Raw genomic sequence first — 21,228 nt, 5'->3', positions numbered from 1 at the left:
CCCCTCGCACGGATCAGCGCCCCGCGAGCATCGCCTCCAAGCGCGCCTTCTCAGCACCCGACATCGCGTAACCGTGCTCCGCCGTTGGGTACGCACGGCTGCGCACCTCCTGCGCATACGCCTCGACGCCGCCGATCGCCGCGCTGCGTAGGTCCGCATAGCGCTTGACGAACTTCGCCGACCCGCCGCCGTAGAGGCCGAGGAGGTCGTGGAAGACGAGCACCTGGCCGTCGGCATCCGCTCCGGCACCGATGCCGATCACCGGGATGTCGATGAGCGGCATAAGCGCTGCGGTCACCTCGGAGGGCACTGCTTCGATCACGAGCATCGCGCATCCGGCGTCCTGCAGGGCAAGTGCGTCATCGATCACAGCGAGTGCGTCGTCGGCGGTTCGACCTTGCGCTCGGTAGCCGCCGAGGGCTGTGGCGGTCTGCGGGGTGAGGCCGACGTGCCCGACCACGGGAATGCCGGCTTGCACCAGGGCCCGCGCGCGGTCGACGGTCGTGCCGCCACGCTCGATCTTCACAAGGTCACAGCCGGCTTCCTTGATGAAGCGTTGCGCCGTCGCGAGCGCGAGTTCGTCCGACGCCTCATACGAGCCGAAGGGCAGGTCGCCGACGAGCAACGGTGTGGCGAGGCCGCGGCGCACCGCCTTGGTGAGCATGAGCATCTCGTCGACCGTGACCGGCACCGTGCTGTCGTAGCCGAGCACGGTCATCGCGGCCGAGTCGCCCACGAGCACGATGTCGACACCGGCGACTTCCACGATCTGCGCGCTGGGGTGGTCATACGCGGTGACCATGACCAGAGGTTCGCCGACGTCCTTCTTCGCGGCGAGGGCAGCAAGAGTGACGCGGGGGCGGGAAGCGGCGTGGGCGCTCATGCGCGGACCTCCGTCGTGGTCGAGTCGGCGGAGGCAACGCCGCCGGGGAGGATGTGGTTGTCGATGAGCCGAGCGGTACCGATGTGGGCGGCCACGGCGAGGAGGGCGTCGCGGTCGACGCGCGCGAGCGGACGCAGAGTCCGGGCATCCCGGAGCTCGAGGTACTCCGGGTCGATGCCGGCCTCGTCCAACACACGCCGAGCGGTCGACAGGATGCTGCCGGCGTCTCGGGCGCCGCCGTCGAACACCACCGTGGCCGCATCGAGCGCGCGGCTGAGCGCGGTCGCCTGCGCGCGGGCGTCGGCATCGAGGTAGACGTTGCGCGAGCTCATCGCGAGTCCATCGGCCTCGCGCACGATCGGGCAGGCGACGATCCGCACATCGAGATCGAGGTCGCGTACGACGCGGCGGACGACGAGCACCTGCTGCGCATCCTTCTGCCCGAAGTAGGCGACGTCCGGGCGGACAATCCCGAACAGTTTCGTCACGACCGTGGCGACGCCGTCGAAGTGATGCGCCCCGCGACTCGCGCCGTCGAGAACATCCGTGAGGCCGGCGACGTGGACGTTCGTCGCGAAACCGTCGGGGTAGATCTCGGATACGGAGGGAGCGAAGAGGATGTCCACACCCTCCGCTTCGGCGAGCGCGGCGTCCCGCGCCTCGTCACGCGGGTAGGTGCTGAGGTCTTCGGTCGCGCCGAACTGCGTGGGGTTGACGAAGAGCGAGACGACCACGAGGTCGGATGCCGCTCGGGCTGCACGCATGAGGGACAGGTGTCCGTCATGGAACGCACCCATCGTGGGGACGAGCCCGACGGACGCGTCAGCGCGTCGGGCTTCGCGGACAGCCGCCCGTACCTCGGTGATCGTGCGGAGGACTCTCATGCGGGAGGCTCCTCGGGGTCCGTGGTCGTTTGTCGGGAGAACGGGCGGATGTCGGAGCGAACGGATGGTCCTCTCCCTGCATCCGTGCGTTCTCCCGACGTCCGTGCGTGGTCTTCGGTGCGCGAGGCGATGGCACGCGTGGCAACGGCGAAGGCGTCGAACAGGTCTGCCTGGCCGATGGCGAAAGCCGCCTCACGCTGGCGGGCCACCGTGGATTCGTCGCCGCGAGCGATGGGGCCGGTGAGCGCGGCCGCGGCTCCGGTGGACGCCCAGTTGTCGACGCTGCGGTGCACGAGAGGGGCGAGAAGCTCGCGGGCTTCACGCGGCGAGATGCCCGCTGTGGAGGCAAGCTGCTCGGCTGCATCGAGCACCGTCAGCACGAAGTTCGAGGCGAACGATGCAGCCGCGTGATAGCTCGCACGGTGCGCGTCGTCGACTGCGAACGGGCGCGCGCCGAGCACACGGGCCAGCTGCTCGGCGACCGCGCGGTCGTTCTCGGTGCGACCGGCGACCGCGGCGCCGATGCCCTGGAATACGTCGGGCGTTTCATCCCCCGTGAAGGTCTGCAGCGGATGGAGGCAGAAGTCGACGTCGTCGAGCGAAGTGGCACCCGAGACGTGTCCGATGAGCCGCACGTGCGGTCGAGCGACGAAGGCCACCGCAGGGATGGCGCGATCCGGGACGCAGAGCAGCGCGATGTCGGCTTTCGGCATCGACTGCTCGCGGCGGAGGGGGCCGACGACCTCGAGCCCCGCCGCACGCAGCGCCCCGGTGAGCACGCGTCCGAGACGACCGGCGCCGACGATGGCGATGGTCGTACCTGGCGCGAGTGAAGTGGAGTTCTGCATGTCGAGTGCCCAGTCCGCACGACGGCTTGGATGCCAGAAGTATCCGCCCATCACGGCATCCGCTCCAAATCAGTGGCCAGAATGACACCTTGGATCAACCATTGACCTGTCACTGTGGTGCCTTTCGGCGCGATTGGCATCGCTTTTTGATCCCGCGGACCAAAGCGACGCCGTCCGACGCGTCGGCGTGTTGACCCGGATGTCCGACTACTGGTCTACTGTGACCATCAGCCGGGCCGCAGGGCTCGGCGCACAGGGGACGCACATCGGCACGCCGCCTTCGCGGTGTCCTTTCCGCGCATCCCGGAGTCGGCTGCTTCGGCTGCCGCTCACCGCAACGCCGATTCTCCGAATGCTCCGAGGAACCCGAGATGACCGATCCCCAGACGCCCGCATCGCCAGACGTGCCGGTTCCCCCGATCCCGCCGGCCCCGCCGACTGCGTACCCTGGCTACCCGGGCGCTCAGGGCGGGTCTTCGCCCTCGGGCCCTTACGGAACGCCCGGTCACGCAGTTCCCGGAGCACCGGGCGCCCCGGTCTACCCTGCTCCCGGGGGCCAGGGATACCCCGCGGCGCCGGGATACCCCGCTGCGGGCGGCCCCGGCTATCCGGCACCGGGATACGGCGGCGGCGCACCGGGACCACAACGTCCGAAGGTACTGGCGATCATCGCGCTGGTCCTCGCCGCGGTCGGTCTCGTGATGGCTTTCATCCCGTTCGTCACCTGGTTCGCCGGGCTTCCTCTTCTCGCTGCCTTTGTCATGGGCATCGTCGCCCTCGTGAACAAGAAGCAGGGCGGTAAGGGCCTCGCGATCGCGTCGATCGCCGTATCGGTGGTGGGGTGGATCGTGTCGATCATCGTCACGATCGCCTCATTCGGCATCATCGGCCAGGCGGCCATCGACGACACCATGCGCGATGAGGTCTCGACCGGCACGACGACCGACGAGGACACCGGTACGGCGGACGACGCGGCGGGTGCTCGCGAGGAGATCACCGTGGTGGAAACGGCGTTCGGCCAGAGCTCCTACGACCCCGGCACCTGGTGGTACGTCGCCATCATCGAGAACCCGAACGACGACTACATCTTCTCGTTCTCCGGCATCGACATCGAAGCTCTCGACGAGAACGGCACGATCCTCGACTCGTCGAGCGACTACCGCACGCTCCTGTCCGGTCGCACGGCACTCGCCGGAAGCTTCTTCTCGGTCGGCGACGGGCAGATCACCGAGCTCAGCCTCCGCGGTCCGGGGGCGACCGATGCGATCAAGGCGCCGGGTTCGACCACAGGCAGCTTCGAGATCGCCGATCTCACCCCCACGACCGACGACTACTCGACGACCGTCCGCGGGACGGTGGCGAGCACGTTCGGCGAGGATCAAGAGTTCGTGCAGGTCGTCGTCATCGCCCGTAACGCCGCCGGTGCGATCATCGGAGCGGACGTCGGGTACGTCGAGCGCCTCCCCGCCGGAGGTACCGCGCAGTTCGAGGTGCTCTTCTTCGACGCGCTCCCCGGCGACACGACATTCGAGGCGTACGCCGGCCTCTGAGAGGTGGGGCGGCGCGGAGGGGAGTCGGCGTCAGGGTCCCGTCATCGGTTCGGTCACGACGTCGATGACCCCGAGCGGGAAAGGGCTGAAGACAGACCAGGAATCGGACGAGAACTGTTCGAGCGGGATCAACTGGAACCACACGTGCGAGACCACGAGCGCGACGGCAATGAGCAGCCCGGCTCCTCGGATCGCGCGCTCCAGCGTCCGCAGCGCCGCACGCTCGTCGGCCGCCTTGGCGACGCGGCCGAGGGCGATCAGGACGATCGCCGCGAGGCCGACGTACACGAACGCGCTGGGGCGAAGCGCCAGAGAGACGCACAGCGGAGCCTGGTCGACCGAGCGACCTTCGGAGTCGATGAACCCTCCGCCCGCATCGATACCACCCGGGCAGATTCCCTTGCTAGCGCTCATGAAGACGGAGTAGAGGACCCCGGCGACGAGCGCCCAGATCAGGAGCCGGCGGATGCCCGCGATCACCACAGCTCCGGGGAGCCCGGCGGCAGTGGTGTCGGCCTGCGGCGCCAGAGGCGGTGTGAGTGACACGGCGGACTCCTTCGAGGCCGGTCCTCTCCATCCTGTCGGAGGAACCGGCGGTGGGGGAAGAGGGGCGAGGTTGTGCGGTGATTGCGATGGGAACGACGGCCCGGGAGTGGAATGCCGGTGTACTCGTGCCGATGTTGGTGCTTCCCACGCACAGACAGGGTGCTAGCGGGCTACCTTGCTGGTCATGAGTCCCCCAGAGCAATCGAGAATCGACGCCGCGACCGGAGGATGGAGCCTCGGCCGATTCGTGAGCGAGCAGGCCGCCGTTGTTTCCGTTGGCACGTTCGTCGTCGTGTGCGCGATCACGATCATCGCGCCACAGCCGAAGACCGCAAATGAGCTCATCGTCTGGCTCGGACTCGGAGTAGGCCTTCTCTCACTTGGCGCCAGCATTTCCCGGCTGGCAGGCCACCGCCACGTGCGCTGGCCCGGCGACGAGGTTACGCGACGGGTGCCTGCGGGTGCGAGCGAATGGGAAGTTCAGGAACGTCGTCGACGGGCGCAGGAGGAGCAAGCCGAGCTGGCACGACGGGCGGGATACGACTATCTGGGCAAACTGCTCGCCCTGCATGCCGCGCTGTTCGCGCTCATCGCCACGGGGTTTCACCTCCTCGGCTTGACCATCGAATAAGTGAGCAGGCAAGGTCCGACTATCGGTGCGTTCGGCTAGGGATCCGTGAGTCATCTCAGCCATGATCGACATATGGACGGCGGTGGCGCCCCTCGGTCCAACGCGACGACCTGATCCGGAGGAGATCGATGGACAAGAACGTAAAGCGCGCCGAGCGCGCACGCACCGGCCTGGAGATTCTTGCCGAGCGCGCACCGGACGGTGCCTACCTGACCGTGTCGAACGTGTGGGCTGAATGTCTTCAGCGCGTCCCACTCACGCCGTACGAATCCGAACTCAAGTCGCACAACCGCCCAAGAGGAGAGATCGATTGGCGGTGGTCGAGCGCTGACCTGGTCGCCGCTGGATGGCTGCGCAAGAACCCGTCCGGCATCGGCGAATGGGCCGTCACCTCGGAGGGCATCGCCGCGTTGAGCACGTACGAAGGGGACGCGCTCCTCCTCGAAGCTCAGCGCCGGTACGCCGCGGTTCGAGCGCAGTTGCGTGATGAGACAGAACTGGCGCTTCCTGACCGCTGGGTGAGCACAGATAGCGCGCAACGGAAGCTCCTCGCTGCCGCGGACGTCATGGTGCAGGAGGGGCTTCGAAAAGGCCTGTCCGCCTTCGCCCCCGGCCGTGAAGTATGGAGCAGCGACAACATCCGTGCGGTCCACCGAATCTGGACCAACGCGGAAGCGATTGCGGGGCAGGGCTTCACCGGCAACCTTGCGCTGCAGTTCGAGAACGCTACGGATGACGAGCGCCTCCTCATGGCCGAGGTCATCGCGCTTCAGGTGCTGCCGACCGGGTGGATCATCGGCCATGCCAAGAAGCGCGAAAGGGTGGAGTCGATGTTGTCGTCGATGCGGCACCCGGTGGAGATCCCGCGCATCTTCGACGAGGCTTTCGGCGGTGGCGCATTCAACCCCGGCCAAGGTATGCAGTCGCACATCAACCGCGCCATCACGGTCATTCTTGATGTGCTTCTCGGCTGGACTGAGCTGAACGACGAGGACCAGCTCGCGGCGTTGGAAGATCCGCTCCGATGGCGCGACCTCGTGCTCGGTTCCGACGATAGCTTCCCGACCCAACGCTACGCACTGCTCTATCTGGTTCACCCTGGGTTCTTCGGGCCGATCGTCTCGGCTGACCATCGTCGTCGCATCCGTGAGACGTTCATTGGCGAGATCGGCGGCGAGTTCTCCGACGATGCCGATACCGATCTGCAACGCATTCAAATCGCGCTGCAGCTCAAGGAAGGCAAGCCGGTCAGCGTGTATGACGAGCCACTGAGGAGCCGCTGGCATCCAGATGCTCACCAGGACAAGAGCGACCCCAATCCGGAGCCCGCGCCCGCCGATGACCCGACCATCGTCGACGATCCTCGTGGCTTCATCCCGACCGACGTAGACCTCGCCGAGCTCGCCGACGCTACTCATCTGCATGAAGCATGGCTCGGGAAGGTCACGAACGCCCTCCACCGCCGCGGCCAGGTGATCCTCTACGGCCCTCCTGGAACGGGCAAGACGTACGTCGCTCGCGCTCTCGCGGACCGGCTCGGCAAGCCGGGAAGCGTCGTGAAGCGCATCCAGTTCCATCCGTCGTACACCTACGAGGACTTCTTCGCCGGCTACCGTCCGGTGACGGATGCCGCGGGGCAGCTGTCGTTCTCTCTCACGCGCGGGCCGTTGCGAGAGATCGCCGACGAGGCGCGCAAGAACCCGGACGTTCCGCATGTTCTCATGATCGACGAGATCAACCGCGCGAACCTCAGCAAGGTATTCGGCGAGCTGTACTACCTGCTCGAGTACCGCGACGACGCGATCGATGTGCTCTACGCCGGGTCGGGGGACGATGGCGGGAAGTCCTTCAGCCTTCCCGCGAACGTGCTGATCATCGGCACGATGAACACCGCCGACCGGTCGATCGCGCTGCTCGACTCGGCGATGCGCCGCCGCTTCGCCTTCTTCGAGCTGCATCCGGACGTCGCTCCGGTAAAGGGCATCCTCGGGCGGTGGTCCGAGCATCATCCGCAGTCGCTGCCGGTCGCCGCTCTGTTCGAGTTGTTGAACGAGAGCATCCGCGATCGCGAAGACCGCATCGGCCCAAGCCACCTGCTCCGGACCAACGACCTCAGCCTGGACGACCTGCACGCTGTATGGGAGGAGAGCATCCTGCCCCTGCTCGAAGAGCGGCACATCGGCACGGGCGTCGACGTGCACGTGAAGTACGGCCTGGATGTTCTGCTCACCAACGTCTCCACGAGCACGGACGCAACGCCCGAGACATGAACTCGGTCATGGTCGAGCCTCGCGTCGAGGACATCGCTGAGAAGGGCGAGTCCTTCGTCACGCTCACCTCGTCGCAGGCTGCGCGCCTGCAGGAGCTGAGGTTCTGCCGCGTCTCGCCGACGTCAGATTTCGGCATCTGGCGTATCACGGACGTGACGCGCGTCGGCGTAGTGGCAATCGATGACGTGCGCCTGATCGTGCGGCCGAAGACGCCTCTGCGAAGCCTCATCTTCATGGCCTCGTATTCCGGTTTGCAGGCCGAGGTGGATGACGCGTCGTTCGCGTTCGATGCCGACCAGGACCTGCCCGCCGCGCTGGCCTCTGCGTTGATACGGGCAGTCGGGGAGGCGACGGCCCGGGGGCTGCTCAAGGGATACGTCTCTATCGAGGAGACCGGCACTGTGATCCGCGGTCGCTGGGACATCGCGCGGCAGCTCAAGGCGAGTCCAGGTATCCCGGTGCCGGTGGAGCTCACCTATGACGACTACACCGAAGACGTCGAGGAGAACAGGATCCTCAAGGCCGCACTGCGCGCGCTGGTGCGACTGGAGCAGCTTCCGCGACGAGTGGTCGACAAGCTCGGCCCGTTGCTGGGGTTGTTCTCCGAGGTGACGGATCTGCGTGCGACAGGGCCTCTCCTGCTGCCCGCGGAGTCCCGATTGAACGCGCACTACCAACCGGCGCTGCGGCTCGCACGATGGGTGCTCGAGGCGACCTCGTGGGCACACGCCGAGGGTGCGAGCTCGGGTTCCGCCTTCTTGCTCAACGTGGCGAAGGTCTACGAAGACTTCGTCGGGCGGGTGCTTCGGACGACGCTGCGTCCGGAGGGGTTTGACGTCGATCTGCAAGTCTCGGACTGGCGTTTGGACACGGACGGGAAGATCCGGATGCGTCCGGACATCGTGATCTCGCGGCACGGGCGAGTGGTCACAGTTGCGGATACGAAGTACAAGGTGTGGGGCGCGAACGACGGGTCACCACCGAACGCGGATGTGTATCAAGCGCTCGCGTACGCCGAAACGGCCGGGGTGCGGGAGGTGCACCTGTTGTACGTATCCGGGGACGTGGAGCCGCGGCGATATGAGATCGCGGCGACGGGGACAGTGGTCGTGGCGCATGCGGTGGATGTGAGTGGGGGGCCGGGGGAGTTGGTGGCGCGGGTGATGAAGCTCGGCGCCTCGCTCGTTCCCGCAGTGGCACTCCCGCCCGGTGTCGGAATCGACCGATAGCTTGGATGTGAGCGTGACCACTATGGAGCGCGTCACGCAGCGCAGGAGACGAACACCATGGCACCGACCACCAAAGAAGGCCAGCGAGCCGAGCTGCACAAGACGATTTGGCGGATCGCGAATGATCTTCGCGGCTCCGTCGACGGCTGGGACTTCAAGTCCTACGTGCTTGGCATGCTCTTCTACCGATTTATCTCCGAGAACCTGACGGCATATATCAATAAGGGCGAGCACGAAGCGGGCGACGCAGAGTTTGACTATGCCCAGCTCCCTGATGCCGCCGCCGAGTTCGGTCGGGCAGAGACGGTGGCCGAGAAGGGCTTCTACATCGTCCCGTCAGAGCTCTTCGCAAACGTCCGTGCTCGGGCGGCGTCGGATGAGAACCTCAACGAGACTCTGGAGCGGGTCTTCAAGAACATCGAGGGTTCCGCTCTCAGCACGGATAGCGAAGACGATGTGAAAGGTCTCTTCGACGACCTCGACGTCAACAGCAACAAGCTTGGCGCCACGGTCCCCAAGCGCAACAAGACCCTGGTCAAGCTGCTGGACGCCATCGGCGACCTTCCACTCGGCGATCTGCAGGACAACTCGATCGATCTGTTCGGCGACGCCTACGAGTACCTCATGCAGATGTACGCGGCCAACGCCGGAAAGTCGGGTGGCGAGTACTACACGCCGCAGGAAGTATCCGAGCTGTTGGCACGCATCACCGTGCTCGGCAAGACCTCGGTGAACAAGGTCTACGATCCGGCTGCCGGTTCCGGCTCACTGCTGCTGAAGTTTGCGAAGGTGCTCGGCAAGGAGAACGTCCGCGAGGGCTTCTACGGTCAGGAGATCAACCTGACCACGTACAACCTTGCGCGAATCAACATGTTCTTGCATGACATCAACTACGCCGATTTCAACCTCGCGCACGGCGACACACTTGTCGACCCGGCCCATTGGGATGACGAGCCGTTCGAGGCGATCGTGTCCAATCCGCCGTACTCGATCAGGTGGGAGGGTGACGCGAATCCACTGCTGATCAACGACGAGCGTTTCGCACCAGCCGGTGTGCTCGCGCCTAAGTCGAAGGCCGACCTGGCCTTCACCATGCACATCCTCAGCTGGCTCGCCGTGAACGGCACTGCCGCGATCGTCGAGTTCCCCGGTGTGCTCTATCGAGGCGGGGCGGAGCAGAAGATCCGCAAGTACCTCATCGACAACAACTACGTCGACGCCGTCATCCAGCTGCCGCCAGATCTTTTTTTCGGCACGGCCATCGCGACCTGCATTATCGTGCTCAAGAAGTCCAAATCGGACAACTCCGTGCTGTTCATCGATGCCTCGGCTGAGTTCACGCGTGTCGGCAACAAGAACAAGCTGACGCCCGAACATCAGCAGAACATTCTGACGACCCTCGAAGGCCGCGTCGAGGCGGCGCACTACTCCACACTGGCCTCCATCGCGGATGTCGCCGCCAACGGCTACAACATCGCCGTCTCCTCGTACGTCGAAGCTGAAGACACTCGCGAGACGATCGATATCGCGACGCTAAACGCTGAAATCGCGCGGATCGTGGCACGCCAGGCGGAGCTCCGAACTTCGATTGACGCGATCGTGGCGGATCTGGAGGGCTCCAAGTGAGTCGCATTTATGAGCTGATTCAAGAGCACTGCCCTGACGGTGTGCGTTTTGCGCCGATCGGCGAAGTAGCCCAGGTCAACGCTGGCGCTACACCGTCGAAGTCTGTTGCGGGGTACTGGACGGGTGGAACTATTCCGTGGTTGAGCTCGGGCGAAGTGAACAAGGGGACTATCTATGAGGCCGACACCCTCATAACTCAAGCAGGTTACGACTCGTGTAGTACGAAGATGATCCCTGCGGGCGCCGTGGTCATAGCACTTGCGGGGCAGGGAAAGACACGCGGCATGGTTGCCCGGACCAGATTGTCGTGCTGCACTAATCAATCACTCGCCTCGATCGTCCCGAACGACGACTTAGACAGCGACTTTTTGTACTACTTCCTACAGACGCAGTATTCGCGCCTGCGTGACGTGTCGTCGGGTGGCGGATCGCGTGGCGGCCTGAATCTTGTCATGATCCGTGCCTACCGAGTTCCCGTGCCGCCTCTCGACGTCCAGCGCGAAGTCGTGAGAGTACTGGATCAGTTCACGCAGCTGGAGGCGGAACTTGAGACGGAGCTGGAGGCCCGTCGGCAGCAATACTCCTATTACCGCGACGCGCTGGTGGGTGCGGTCGATGGCAAAGCGGTTTCCATGGGCGAGATTGGCAAGTTCATCCGGGGCCGACGGTTTACCAAGAATGACGTCGTAGAGGAGGGCATTCCGAGCATTCACTACGGCGAGATCTATACCGACTATGGCGTGTCCGCGTCGCGCGCGAATCGAGAGGTACGTTCAGACATGGCCGGTCAGCTCCGGTACGCACAGCCGCTCGACGTAATATTTGCGGGCGTTGGTGAGACTGTCGAAGATGTTGGCAAGGCTGTCGCGTGGCTGGGAGATGGACCCGTCGCAGTGCACGATGACACTTTCTCGTTCACGTCGAACCTCGATCCAAAGTACGTCGCCTACGCCGTTCAGACCCAGGATTTCCATGCGCAGAAGGCGAATTACGTCGCGCGCGGCAAGGTAAAGCGGCTCTCCTCTGCCGGACTCGCCAAGATCACGATCCCCGTACCGAGCGTCCCTGGACAGAAGCGCATAGTTGCGCTGCTGGACAGGTTCGATGCCCTCGTCAATGACCTCAGTCTCGGTCTCCCCGCCGAGCTAGCCGCCCGTCGGAAGCAGTACGAGCACTACCGCGACAAGCTCCTAACCTTCGAGGAGGATTCGGCATGAGCGACGCACCCGTCCGCAAGCACGATCCGATCGCCGTCTCGGCCGAGAGCACCGTCGTTGCTGAGTATGTCCCCGACTCCGCTCAGGCGACGGCGTACCAGTCGGAGGCGGATCTCGAACGCGAGATGATCCGTCTGCTGCAGTCGCAGGCGTACGAGTACCTTCCGATCACGACGGAGGCGCAACTCGTCGCGAACCTGCGCATCCAGCTGGAGACACTGAACGACATCACCTTCAGCGACACGGAGTGGGACGACTTCTTCAAGAACAAGGTCGCCAGCCAGAACGACGGAATCGCCGAGAAGACCATCCGCGTCCAAGAGGATCACGTTCAGATCCTGACGCGCGACGACGGTTCGACGAAGAACATCACGCTGATCGACAAGAAGAACATCCACAACAACCGCCTGCAGGTCATCAATCAGTACGAGATCGGGCAAACCGAGGGTGGCGCGAAGCACGCCAACCGATACGACGTGACGGTGCTGGTCAACGGCCTTCCGATGGTTCACATCGAGCTCAAGCGCCGCGGCGTCGACATTCGCGAGGCCTTCAACCAGATCAACCGCTACCAGCGGAGCAGCTTCTGGGCCGGTTCGGGTCTCTTCGAGTACGTCCAACTGTTCGTGATCAGCAACGGCACGCTGACCAAGTACTACTCCAACACCACACGCAACCGTCACATCGACGAGGGCAAGAAGACCTCGGGCAGCAAGAAGAAGACCAGCAACAGCTTCGAGTTCACGTCGTGGTGGGCGGACGCACAGAACCGGCCGATTCAGGAGCTGACCGCGTTCGTGAAGACCTTCTTCGCGAAGCACGCGCTGCTGAACATCCTGACGAAGTACTGCGTGCTCACGGTCGACCGCGACTTGCTAGTCATGCGTCCGTACCAGATCGTCGCCACGGAGCGGATCCTCCAGCGCATCGACATCGCCACCAACTACAAGCGCCTCGGCACGGTCGACGCCGGCGGCTACGTCTGGCACACGACCGGTTCGGGCAAGACGCTCACCTCGTTCAAGACCGCGCAGCTCGCATCGAAGCTTGCCAGCGTCGACAAGGTGCTATTCGTCGTGGATCGTAAAGACCTCGACTACCAGACGATGCGCGAGTACGACCGCTTCGAGAAGGGCGCAGCGAACTCGAATGCGTCAACCGCAGTCCTGAAGAAGCAGCTGGAGGACTCGAACGCTCGGATCATCATCACCACGATCCAAAAGCTCTCGAACTTCATCCGCGCCAACAAGGGCCACGAGATCTACTCAGGCCACGTCGTGATCATCTTCGACGAGTGCCACCGCTCCCAGTTCGGCGACATGCACACCGATATCACCCGGGCGTTCAAGCGCTACAACCTCTTCGGGTTCACCGGAACGCCGATCTTCGCCGCGAACTCGGGAACGAGTGGCAACCCCCAACTCAAGACCACCGAACAGGCGTTCGGCGACAAGCTGCACACCTACACGATCGTCGACGCGATCACCGATAAGAACGTCCTGCCCTTCCGGATCGACTACATCAATACCGTCAAGATCGGCGACCCAGACGACAAGCAAGTGTCGTCCATCGATACCGAGAAGGCACTACTCGACTCTCGGCGCATCAGCGAGATCGTCAAGTACACACTTGAGCACTTCGATCAGAAGACCAAGCGCGCTTCGAGCTACGAACACTCCGTCGTCACGAACGTCGCTGAGTCGGTCCGGACCGGGAAACGTGCTGAGGCGCTGCGCGAAAAGAAGCGTGTCCGCGGGTTCAATGCGATCTTCGCTACCGCATCAATCGAGGCAGCCCGCCGCTACTACAACCATTTCCAGCTTCAGCAGCAGGACCTGACACCGGACCGTCGCCTAAAGGTCGGCATCATCTTCTCCTACGGCGCCAACGACGCAGCGGATGAGGACATCCTCGACGATGAGGCGTTCGATACGGATGCGCTCTCCACCGACAATCGTGAGTTCTTGGAAGATGCCATCCAGGACTATAACGACATGTTCGGGACGAGCTACGACACGAGTGCCGACAAGTTCCAGAACTACTACAAAGACCTGTCGCAGCGGATGAAGAACCGCGAGGTCGACCTGGTCATCGTCGTCAACATGTTCCTGACCGGCTTCGATGCCACGACCCTCAACACGCTCTTCGTGGACAAGAACCTCCGGTCGCACGGCCTTATCCAGGCGTACTCGCGCACAAACCGCATCCTGAACTCTGTCAAGACCTACGGCAACATCGTTTCGTTCCGAAATCTCGAGGATGCGACGAACGCCGCCCTCGAGCTATTCGGCAACAAGGATGCCCGCGGAGTCGTTCTCCTCAAGCCGTACCAGGACTACTACGGCGACTACGTCGAGAAGGTCACCGAGCTACTGCAACGTTTCCCGCTCGGCACCCAGATCATCGGCGAGTCGGCGAAGAAGGACTTCATTGCGCTGTTCGGCGCCATCCTGCGACTCCAGAACATCCTCACCTCCTTCGATGACTTCGCGGGTCAGGATCCGCTGACCGAGCGTCAGGCACAGGACTATCGCAGCTGCTATCTCGACTTCTACGCCGAGTTCCGCAAAGACCGTGACTCGGACAAGGAACTCATCAACGACGACGTCGTGTTCGAGATCGAGTTGATCAAGCAGGTCGAGATCAATGTCGACTACATCCTGATGCTTGTCGAGAAGTACCGCGCCAGCTTCGGGGACGGCGAAGACAAGGAGATTCGCGCAGAGATTTCCCGGGCGGTCGATGCCAGCCCGAGCCTTCGCAGCAAGCGCGACCTTGTCGAAGACTTCGTCGACTCGGTCTCTGTGACCGGCGCCATTGACGAACAGTGGAAGGCCTTCGTGATGGCGAAGCGCGACGCCGAGCTTGAGACGCTGATCACCGATCAGAAGCTCCGCCCCGATGAAACGCGTGCTTTCATCGAGGCAGCGTTTCGCGACGGCCAGCTCCGGACGACGGGGACCGCCATCACGAAGATCCTTCCGCCGGTATCGCGGTTCGCTGCGAACGGCGGGCACGGCGAGAAGAAGCGGACTGCCGTCGAGGCGCTGGCGCGCTTCTTCGACCGATTCTTCGGGTTGGGTCCAGGGAGTGACTCCTGAGATCCTGCGATCGCTAGCTAACCCGCACCGTCCCCAAACCGCTCCCCCGAGCTCACCTGCTGCGCCACCCGTCGCAGCGCCAACAACAACGGCTCCACCAGCACCGACCCCAGCACCACGTACCGCACCGCGGCTTCCGCAGACTCCTCCGGCACCCCGGCGATCTCCGCGTCCGCGATCCGCCGCATGCTCGCGAGGTACTCCGCCATCACCGCGTCCGGCACGGTGAACCCGACGCGCTCCAGCCCCTGCAGCGCACGAGCGACCGCGTACAGCACCGCCTCATCGCACATCCCCGGCTTCCACCCGAGCCCCGCGACAAGGGCCTCCGCCGCGCCCAGATCCAACGCCCCCTCCACCGGCGGAGTGATCGCCGCGTGCGCCGTCCCGAGCAGATCGTTCGCGCTCGCGGGCGGATCGTCCAGCGCCCCGAGCACCCGCCGCGTCTCGGCGATGCTCACCCCGGCGTCGAGCAGCGCCCGGATCACCCGCAGCCGCTCCACGTGCTTCTCGCCGTAGGCAGCCTGCGTTGGCGAGGTCCGCTCACCCTCGGGCAGCAGCCCCTCGCGCAGGTAGTACTTGATCGTCGGCACGGTCACACCGGTCTGGATCGACAGTTCGGAAATTCTCATGGCCACCTCTTGACTTCGATAGTAGCGCTATCCATTATGGATAGCACCACTATCCAATCAAGGAGACTCCATGTCCAAAGTCATCACGGGTCGCATGACCCACCGCCATGAAGGCGAGCTCGTCGTCTTCCACATCGGGATGCAGATCAACCGCTGGTGGCGCCCGGACCTGTGGATGCCGGCCTTCTTCGCCATGCCGGGGATGCTGCGCGAACTCAGCACCGACCCCGATTCGGGCCTCCTCGGCTACCACCTGCTCTTCGGCTCGGGCGGACCCTATGTGGTGCAGTACTGGTCATCGGTCGACAAGCTCTACGCCTACGCGTCCAGCCCGAACCAGCAGCACCGCCCCGCCTGGACCGCCTTCAACCGCGCAGCACGCAAGGCTCCGGGAGCCGTGGGCATCTGGCACGAGACCTTCCGCGTCGACACCGCCGAGAGCGTGTACGTCTCGACCAAGCCGATGGGGCTCCCCAAGGCCACAGAGCTCGTCCCCGTCGGAAAGCGCCACGACCGGGCCCAGGCACGCTTCGCCGACGGGCGAACCGCGACCTCGATGACCTCCGAATCCTGACGCAACACCCCTTCCGGAGCACCCGGAGTTCTGCCACCATGAGCCCCATGACGGAGAACAGCCCCAGAAAGGACCCCGACCCCGCGCCGGGCCGGCTGGAGAAGCTCCACGACTGGGTCACGAGTCCCGGCGGACGCGTCCTCCGCTATCTACTCGTCCTCATCATCGTCGGGCTCGCCGTCTACCTGTCGCTCACCGGATGGTTCCAGGTCTGCGAGGTCGTCGACTCCGAGAAGGAGGGCATCACCCGCACCTGCTCCGGCCCGAACCTCACGAGCGCTGGCGTGCTCGCCGCGGTGATCTTCGTCCTGCTGCTGCTCTGGCCCGACCTCTCGGAGTTCAGCGCGTTCGGCGTGACCCTCAAGAAGCTCGTGCAGAAGGTCGAGGAGAAGGTCACCGAGACCCGCGACACGACCGCCCACATCGACGACACGACCACCGCCACCCGGTCACGCTTGGAGGAGCTGCAGACCACCGTCGTCTCCCAGGGCGGGGACATCAGCGAACGCCTGTCTCTCATCCAGTCCGACCTGACGTCGCTGAGCGCGCGCGACACACCTCCGCGAGCGGACCCCGCGCCGCCGGCCGCCACCCCGCACTGGGACAGCTTCGACCGCGAGAGCCTCATCCGCACGTGCGATGACCTCTTCGGTCGGGACACCCTCGAGCACGCCCTGGCCGGCCTCGACGAATCGGTGGGCGAACAGTGGTGGCCGGCCACCGCCGAGCTGGGGATCGACAGCCGGACGGCCGCGTTCATCGGACTGATCCTGGAACTGCTCCGCTCGTTCCGATCCCGGTGGGAGGGGATCCGCCGCGACCCCTCACACGCGCGCCAGGTGGATGCGATCCTCCGCTCCATCGAGGGGATGCTGCTCGCCCTCCTCAGCGGAAGACACGTCGACGACGCCTCGATCCGTGTCGCCGCCGCCGCTCTCCTGCTCTTCCACCGGCACGAGCTCTAGCCCCTACGCCGCGACCCCTCGCAGCAGCACGGACACCGTCGCCTCCACACGCTCCTCGCTCAACGGCCTGCCGAGCAGAGCGGCATAACTGGCCATCGCGACGAACTGATCCGCGATGGCCGCCGCATCCACATCCGCCGGCACTTCTTCGGCTTCGACCGCCTGCGCGACCCGGTCCGCGACCCACTCGCGGATCGGCGCCGCGAGCTTCTCGTTCAACGCCTGTCCGAGCTCGGGAGCCGACGCGGTCACCACGATCAACGCGCGCGCGACCGCGACACCCTCCGGATCCGCCAGCGATGCGCTCATCGCCGAGAACCACGCCCGCAGATCCGCCCCCAGGTCGGCCGTCATCGGCACCGACACCTCGGCGCCCGGCAAGCCGCCCTCGAGCAGCGCCTCGCCGAGGATCGCCGCCTTCGACGGCCACCACCGATAGATCGTCTGCTTCGAGACCTCCGCCGCCTCTGCGAGGCCCTCGATCGTCACGGCCTCATACCCGTGCGCGGCGAGCGCGCGACGCATCGCCTCCAGCACGGACTGACGGGCTTCTTCACTGCGAGGACGGGGCACCATCCGAGCGTACTCAGGCGTAGACTGGAACATAAGTAGACGCACCGTTGCGAAACCCGAACAAGGAGAAAGAGCATGGCCCTCACCGCACACTCCACCATCGGCGACTGGATGAACGACCCGACCGGCGGGCCCCTCATCCGCGGACTCTTCGAGAAGACGGGCGCCGACCCCGAACTCCTCACCCCGGTGCTCGGTCTCCCCCTGCAGCAGCTCGTCGCGATGAGCCAGGGCCAGCTCCCCCAGTCGGTCGTCGACGACCTCGTCCGCGCGGCCAACGACGGCGAGATCCCCGAAGACGACGCCTCCGAGGGCTGGACCGAGAAGCCCACCTCCGGCCGCTTCGCCGGCAAGACCGTGATCGTCACCGGCGCTGCCTCGGGCATCGGCAAGGCCACCGCCTCACGCATCGCCCGCGAAGGTGGACGCGTGATCGCCAGCGACATCGCCGCCGAGAAGCTCGACGCCTTCAAAGCCGAGCTTCCGGACGCCGACATCGTCACCGTCGCGGGCGACCTCACGAAGCAGGATGCGATCGACGCCGTGCTCGCCGCAGCGGGCGGCCGGATCGACGGTCTCGCGAACGTCGCCGGGATCAACGACGACTTCTCCCCCGCGGGCGAGACCCCCGACGCCGTCTGGGACCGCGTGATCGCGATCAACCTCACGGCTCCGTTCAAGCTCATGCGCGCGGTCATCCCCGTCATGGAGGCGGCCGGTCGCGGCGCGATCCTCAACGTCTCGAGCGAGGCGGGCCTGCGCGGCAACGCCTCGGGCAACGCCTACACCGCCAGCAAGCACGGCATCATCGGCGTCACCAAGTCCGCAGCCTTCATGTACGGGCCGAAAGGCATCCGCGTGAACTCCGTCGCCCCGGGCGGCGTCGCGACCGGCATCCCGATGCCCCCGCACATGTCCGAGTACGGCTCCGGCCGCCTCGCCCCGTTCCAGCAGGCGATCCCGACCGTGGCGACGGCCGAGCACCTCGCGGCGTCGATCACGTTCCTGCTCTCGGACGACGCCGTGAACATCAACGGCGCGATCCTCGCCTCCGACGGCGGATGGTCGGTGCAGTAGTCCGCAGCCGCGAGACCGACGCCCCCCGCCGACCCGAACGGCGGGGGCGTTTCGCGTCCGGGCTAGGAGGAGCGCTTCGTCGTGAGCACGGCGGCGGTGAGAGCCGTGGCGATCAGGCCGAGCAGTCCGACGCTGAGCAGCACGAGGCCGGCGGGCCAGACGGCGAACATGACCACGTCGTACGTGTCATCGCCGAGCGAGTTCCACTGCTCCACCGTCCCGGTGCTCGTGAGCGCGATGCCGATGATCGACGCGATCAGCGGAAGGCCGACGGCAACCGTCCACGACCAGCGGCGGATGACCGTCCGCTGCGCTTCCTCCGCTGAGACGGTCGCTGCATCGCCCTGTGTCGCATCCATGCCTGCACCCTATCGGCGGCGGGACGATTTCACCGACGATCGCGCTCCACCACCATCCGCACCACCGTCCCGACCACGCCGATCACGAGAGCCACGACCACCGGCAGCCACACCTCGGCGAGCGCCATCGGGAACAACTGCACCGACACCCGTGCCATCTCGGCGACATCGCCGTCGAGCACCCGCATCCCGAGCCCGTACTGGATCGCCGTGAACAGCGCGGGAATCACCCACAGCCACAACAGCGCCACCACCCACACCACGATCCGTACCGCCGGCCGAACCCCGCACCAGACCAGTGCAGCGCCCACCACGATCGCCGGGACCCACCGCAGCAGATCGGGCAGGAACATCGGCGGGAACACCTCGCCGGTGAAGGCCAGGAACCACCGTCCGACCCAGCTTCCGAACGGCACGGCCGCGAGCGCGATGCCGAGAGCCGCGACGGCGACCGAACGGCGCGACGTCATCCACACGCCCAGCTGCGCCAGGAGGGCTGCCACGATCACGCCGCTCAGGAGCCCGGCGAAGTAGACCATCGCGCGCGGGTCACCCCCACGGCCGAGTGCGAGACCTTGGGCCAGGACACCGAAGCTCTGCATGATCGCGACCAGATGCACGACCGCGACACCGAGAGCCGCCGGCCAGACGGCGATGTCGCGTCGCCGCGCCACCACGTGCACGGCGATGCCGGCGAACACCCCGCCGAGCAGCACCAGAGAGAAGAGCAGCGTCGCGAAGTACTGACTGAGCGGCAGCAGCACGAACGGCATGTCCTCCGGCATCGTCGGCGACGCCCAGAGGTTCTGCAACGGAAGCGTCCCGGCGATCACCCACGGCAAGAGGCCCAGCACACCACCACCGAGGCCGAGGAAGAGCGGCAGAACACGCGACCGCTCGATCGGATCGGCAGCGTCGGCAGGGGTTTGCGTCATAGAGAAGAACGTGTCACATTCTTCGCCGGAGTCTCGGGAGGACACGACCGCCACCACCCGGCTGCCCCGACGCGGCTCGGCCGAAGCGCGCGGCGATCACCTCGGACCGGGTCGGCCGTCCCGCGCCATCGCCTGCCGATGCGAGGAGAGCGCCGCACGCACGGCCGAGTAGATCACCAGCCACGAGATGAGGATGCCGATGAGGATGAACGCGAGGTTCATGAGAAGCAGAGGAACGAGGGAGTCACCGAACATGGCCCCAGGATGCCCCACGGGTTCTGCCCCGTCGGTCAGACTCCCCGCATCCGCTCCAGAGCCACCCGCACCAGCGCCGCGTTGCCGGGCGCCGCGCTGCCATCGGGGAGGAGGAGCGTGTCTTCCAGGCCGATCCGCGCGGCGAGGCCGAGCTCGACCGCCAGGTCGTAGACGGGCCAGGTCGACCTCTCCTCGCCGTGGAGCAGGATCGGGATATCCGGCTCTTCCAGACGGACATGCGCGATCATCGCCTCGGCGTGGTCGCGCACGGTCTCCGCCGGCTCATCCGGGAGCTCGATCAGTACCCGGAGGCAGTCACCACGGACGGGTGAGCGCTTCCACACCTCGAATCCGGACGCATCCCACAGCCCCGCTTCCACCGCGATGCCACGACGCAGCAGCAAAGCGGCCACCTCGTCGGCGCCGACCTCGTGCCAGTTGACGGAGGCATGGTCAGGCAGATCCGTCCAGGACGCGATTGCCTCCAGGCGACGTTCGGCGTCGGGTTCCGCCCATGCCCCGGTCGTGATCCCCACCGGAACGGCGGGCCGAGCCGCGCGAACCGCCGAGACCCACCGTGCGACGTCGGCTGCCTCGAGGCTGTCCTGCCCGAGGGCGTTCTTCGGGTGCACGTGCACTTCCTGCGCCCCCGCCTCCACCGCCCGCGCCGCGTCCTCGGCGACCACGCTCTCATCGGCACTCAACCACGGATGCTCCACCGGGTCTCGGGCGCCGTTGACACATGCCTGCAACAGCATCCTTCGCGCGGGATCCTGGAGGGAAGGCGGATCGGAGGGCGCCGCCATCACCCGATCAGCTCGCGCGGGTGGAGGTCATAGATGTGCGCCTCCGGCGACGGACCCTCCTCCGTGCGCACGGTGTGCGCGACCTGGCGCGCGACCGCCGCGCTGCGACCGACCTTCACCGCCTCGGCCTCATCCTCGAAGCTGCTGCCCAACGTCTGCGATTCACCCTCGATGCGGTTGAACCAGATGCCGTTGCGGTGGAACGTCTCTATGTCGCCGGCGGCCATGCGGGATCCCTTCTCTCGTATCCCTTTATACGTGAGGGCG

Annotated in this window: 21 protein-coding genes; 10 read left to right on the top strand and 11 right to left on the bottom strand. The window is 65.6% G+C overall.

Annotation, left to right across the window (positions count from 1 at the left end; all coding sequences use genetic code 11):
* Positions 1 to 13: 13 nt before the first annotated feature.
* Genes panB through LC041_RS13540 form a run of 3 tightly spaced genes read right to left on the bottom strand, consistent with a single transcriptional unit; the run spans position 14 to position 2,666 of the window.
* Positions 14 to 883, bottom strand: a complete 870-nt coding sequence (panB, locus tag LC041_RS13550) for a 3-methyl-2-oxobutanoate hydroxymethyltransferase (RefSeq protein WP_226533614.1) — start codon at positions 881 to 883, stop codon at positions 14 to 16.
* On the bottom strand, positions 880 to 1,767 hold the full coding sequence (gene panC / locus LC041_RS13545; protein WP_226533613.1) for a pantoate--beta-alanine ligase: 888 nt from the start codon (positions 1,765 to 1,767) through the stop codon (positions 880 to 882). Before panC ends, panB begins: the two co-directional genes overlap by 4 nt.
* On the bottom strand, positions 1,764 to 2,666 hold the full coding sequence (locus tag LC041_RS13540; RefSeq protein WP_226533612.1) for a Rossmann-like and DUF2520 domain-containing protein: 903 nt from the start codon (positions 2,664 to 2,666) through the stop codon (positions 1,764 to 1,766). The genes panC and LC041_RS13540 overlap by 4 nt, the downstream gene beginning before the upstream one ends.
* Positions 2,667 to 2,986: 320 nt before the next feature.
* Here LC041_RS13540 and LC041_RS13535 point away from each other — a divergent pair, with 320 nt between their 5' ends.
* Positions 2,987 to 4,165, top strand: a complete 1,179-nt coding sequence (locus LC041_RS13535) for an FxLYD domain-containing protein (RefSeq protein ID WP_226533611.1) — start codon at positions 2,987 to 2,989, stop codon at positions 4,163 to 4,165.
* A gap of 30 nt (positions 4,166 to 4,195) precedes the next feature.
* Here the strand turns inward: LC041_RS13535 and LC041_RS13530 are convergent, their stop codons facing one another.
* Positions 4,196 to 4,711, bottom strand: a complete 516-nt coding sequence (locus LC041_RS13530) for a hypothetical protein (RefSeq protein WP_226533610.1) — start codon at positions 4,709 to 4,711, stop codon at positions 4,196 to 4,198.
* 247 nt (positions 4,712 to 4,958) lie between these two features.
* Between LC041_RS13530 and LC041_RS13525 the strand changes: the two genes are divergently transcribed.
* The 6 genes from LC041_RS13525 to LC041_RS13500 all read left to right on the top strand — a co-directional run bounded on the left by LC041_RS13525 (position 4,959) and on the right by LC041_RS13500 (position 14,785).
* On the top strand, positions 4,959 to 5,342 hold the full coding sequence (locus tag LC041_RS13525) for a hypothetical protein (protein WP_226533609.1): 384 nt from the start codon (positions 4,959 to 4,961) through the stop codon (positions 5,340 to 5,342).
* A gap of 128 nt (positions 5,343 to 5,470) precedes the next feature.
* Positions 5,471 to 7,612: an McrB family protein gene (locus LC041_RS13520; RefSeq protein WP_226533608.1), complete on the top strand. Its 2,142-nt coding sequence runs from the start codon at positions 5,471 to 5,473 to the stop codon at positions 7,610 to 7,612.
* 8 nt (positions 7,613 to 7,620) lie between these two features.
* On the top strand, positions 7,621 to 8,841 hold the full coding sequence (locus tag LC041_RS13515; RefSeq protein WP_226533607.1) for an McrC family protein: 1,221 nt from the start codon (positions 7,621 to 7,623) through the stop codon (positions 8,839 to 8,841).
* Positions 8,842 to 8,898: 57 nt separating this feature from the next.
* Positions 8,899 to 10,467, top strand: coding sequence for a type I restriction-modification system subunit M (locus tag LC041_RS13510; RefSeq protein WP_226533606.1), 1,569 nt, complete (start codon positions 8,899 to 8,901; stop codon positions 10,465 to 10,467).
* Positions 10,464 to 11,684, top strand: a complete 1,221-nt coding sequence (locus LC041_RS13505; RefSeq protein ID WP_226533605.1) for a restriction endonuclease subunit S — start codon at positions 10,464 to 10,466, stop codon at positions 11,682 to 11,684. The genes LC041_RS13510 and LC041_RS13505 overlap by 4 nt, the downstream gene beginning before the upstream one ends.
* The gene (locus LC041_RS13500; protein ID WP_226533604.1) at positions 11,681 to 14,785 is read left to right on the top strand and encodes a type I restriction endonuclease subunit R; all 3,105 of its coding nucleotides are present in this window, start codon (positions 11,681 to 11,683) and stop codon (positions 14,783 to 14,785) included. Before LC041_RS13505 ends, LC041_RS13500 begins: the two co-directional genes overlap by 4 nt.
* Before the next feature lie 17 nt (positions 14,786 to 14,802).
* Here LC041_RS13500 and LC041_RS13495 read toward each other — a convergent pair whose 3' ends face one another.
* Positions 14,803 to 15,417, bottom strand: a complete 615-nt coding sequence (locus LC041_RS13495; RefSeq protein ID WP_226533603.1) for a MerR family transcriptional regulator — start codon at positions 15,415 to 15,417, stop codon at positions 14,803 to 14,805.
* Positions 15,418 to 15,487: 70 nt separating this feature from the next.
* Here LC041_RS13495 and LC041_RS13490 point away from each other — a divergent pair, with 70 nt between their 5' ends.
* Positions 15,488 to 15,991 carry a DUF4188 domain-containing protein gene (locus tag LC041_RS13490; protein WP_226533602.1) on the top strand — a complete coding sequence of 168 codons (504 nt, stop codon included), beginning with the start codon at positions 15,488 to 15,490 and terminating at the stop codon, positions 15,989 to 15,991.
* Positions 15,992 to 16,038: 47 nt separating this feature from the next.
* The gene (locus LC041_RS13485) at positions 16,039 to 16,956 is read left to right on the top strand and encodes a hypothetical protein (protein WP_226533601.1); all 918 of its coding nucleotides are present in this window, start codon (positions 16,039 to 16,041) and stop codon (positions 16,954 to 16,956) included.
* A gap of 3 nt (positions 16,957 to 16,959) precedes the next feature.
* Here the strand turns inward: LC041_RS13485 and LC041_RS17200 are convergent, their stop codons facing one another.
* The gene (locus LC041_RS17200) at positions 16,960 to 17,529 is read right to left on the bottom strand and encodes a TetR/AcrR family transcriptional regulator (protein WP_308012785.1); all 570 of its coding nucleotides are present in this window, start codon (positions 17,527 to 17,529) and stop codon (positions 16,960 to 16,962) included.
* 75 nt (positions 17,530 to 17,604) lie between these two features.
* Between LC041_RS17200 and LC041_RS13470 the strand changes: the two genes are divergently transcribed.
* Positions 17,605 to 18,606 carry an SDR family NAD(P)-dependent oxidoreductase gene (locus LC041_RS13470; RefSeq protein ID WP_226533600.1) on the top strand — a complete coding sequence of 334 codons (1,002 nt, stop codon included), beginning with the start codon at positions 17,605 to 17,607 and terminating at the stop codon, positions 18,604 to 18,606.
* A gap of 62 nt (positions 18,607 to 18,668) precedes the next feature.
* Here LC041_RS13470 and LC041_RS13465 read toward each other — a convergent pair whose 3' ends face one another.
* The 5 genes from LC041_RS13465 to LC041_RS13445 all read right to left on the bottom strand — a co-directional run bounded on the left by LC041_RS13465 (position 18,669) and on the right by LC041_RS13445 (position 21,188).
* Positions 18,669 to 18,965, bottom strand: coding sequence for a hypothetical protein (locus tag LC041_RS13465; RefSeq protein ID WP_226533599.1), 297 nt, complete (start codon positions 18,963 to 18,965; stop codon positions 18,669 to 18,671).
* A 29-nt stretch (positions 18,966 to 18,994) separates the two neighbouring features.
* On the bottom strand, positions 18,995 to 19,900 hold the full coding sequence (locus LC041_RS13460) for a hypothetical protein (RefSeq protein WP_226533598.1): 906 nt from the start codon (positions 19,898 to 19,900) through the stop codon (positions 18,995 to 18,997).
* Between the two features lie 96 nt (positions 19,901 to 19,996).
* Positions 19,997 to 20,155 (bottom strand): hypothetical protein, encoded by a 159-nt coding sequence (locus LC041_RS13455; RefSeq protein ID WP_226533597.1) that lies wholly within the window; start codon positions 20,153 to 20,155, stop codon positions 19,997 to 19,999.
* Between the two features lie 35 nt (positions 20,156 to 20,190).
* Positions 20,191 to 20,913 (bottom strand): 3-keto-5-aminohexanoate cleavage protein, encoded by a 723-nt coding sequence (locus tag LC041_RS13450; protein ID WP_226533596.1) that lies wholly within the window; start codon positions 20,911 to 20,913, stop codon positions 20,191 to 20,193.
* 47 nt (positions 20,914 to 20,960) lie between these two features.
* A complete protein-coding gene (locus tag LC041_RS13445; RefSeq protein ID WP_047523674.1) occupies positions 20,961 to 21,188 on the bottom strand; it encodes a hypothetical protein in 228 nt (75 codons plus the stop codon).
* Positions 21,189 to 21,228 lie beyond the last annotated feature (40 nt).

The sequence above is a fragment of the Microbacterium paraoxydans genome (assembly GCF_020524545.1).
Lineage (GTDB): Bacteria > Actinomycetota > Actinomycetes > Actinomycetales > Microbacteriaceae > Microbacterium > Microbacterium paraoxydans_C.
Note: the sequence above shows the minus strand (reverse complement) of the source record. Positions and strands in the feature narration are given on the sequence as shown.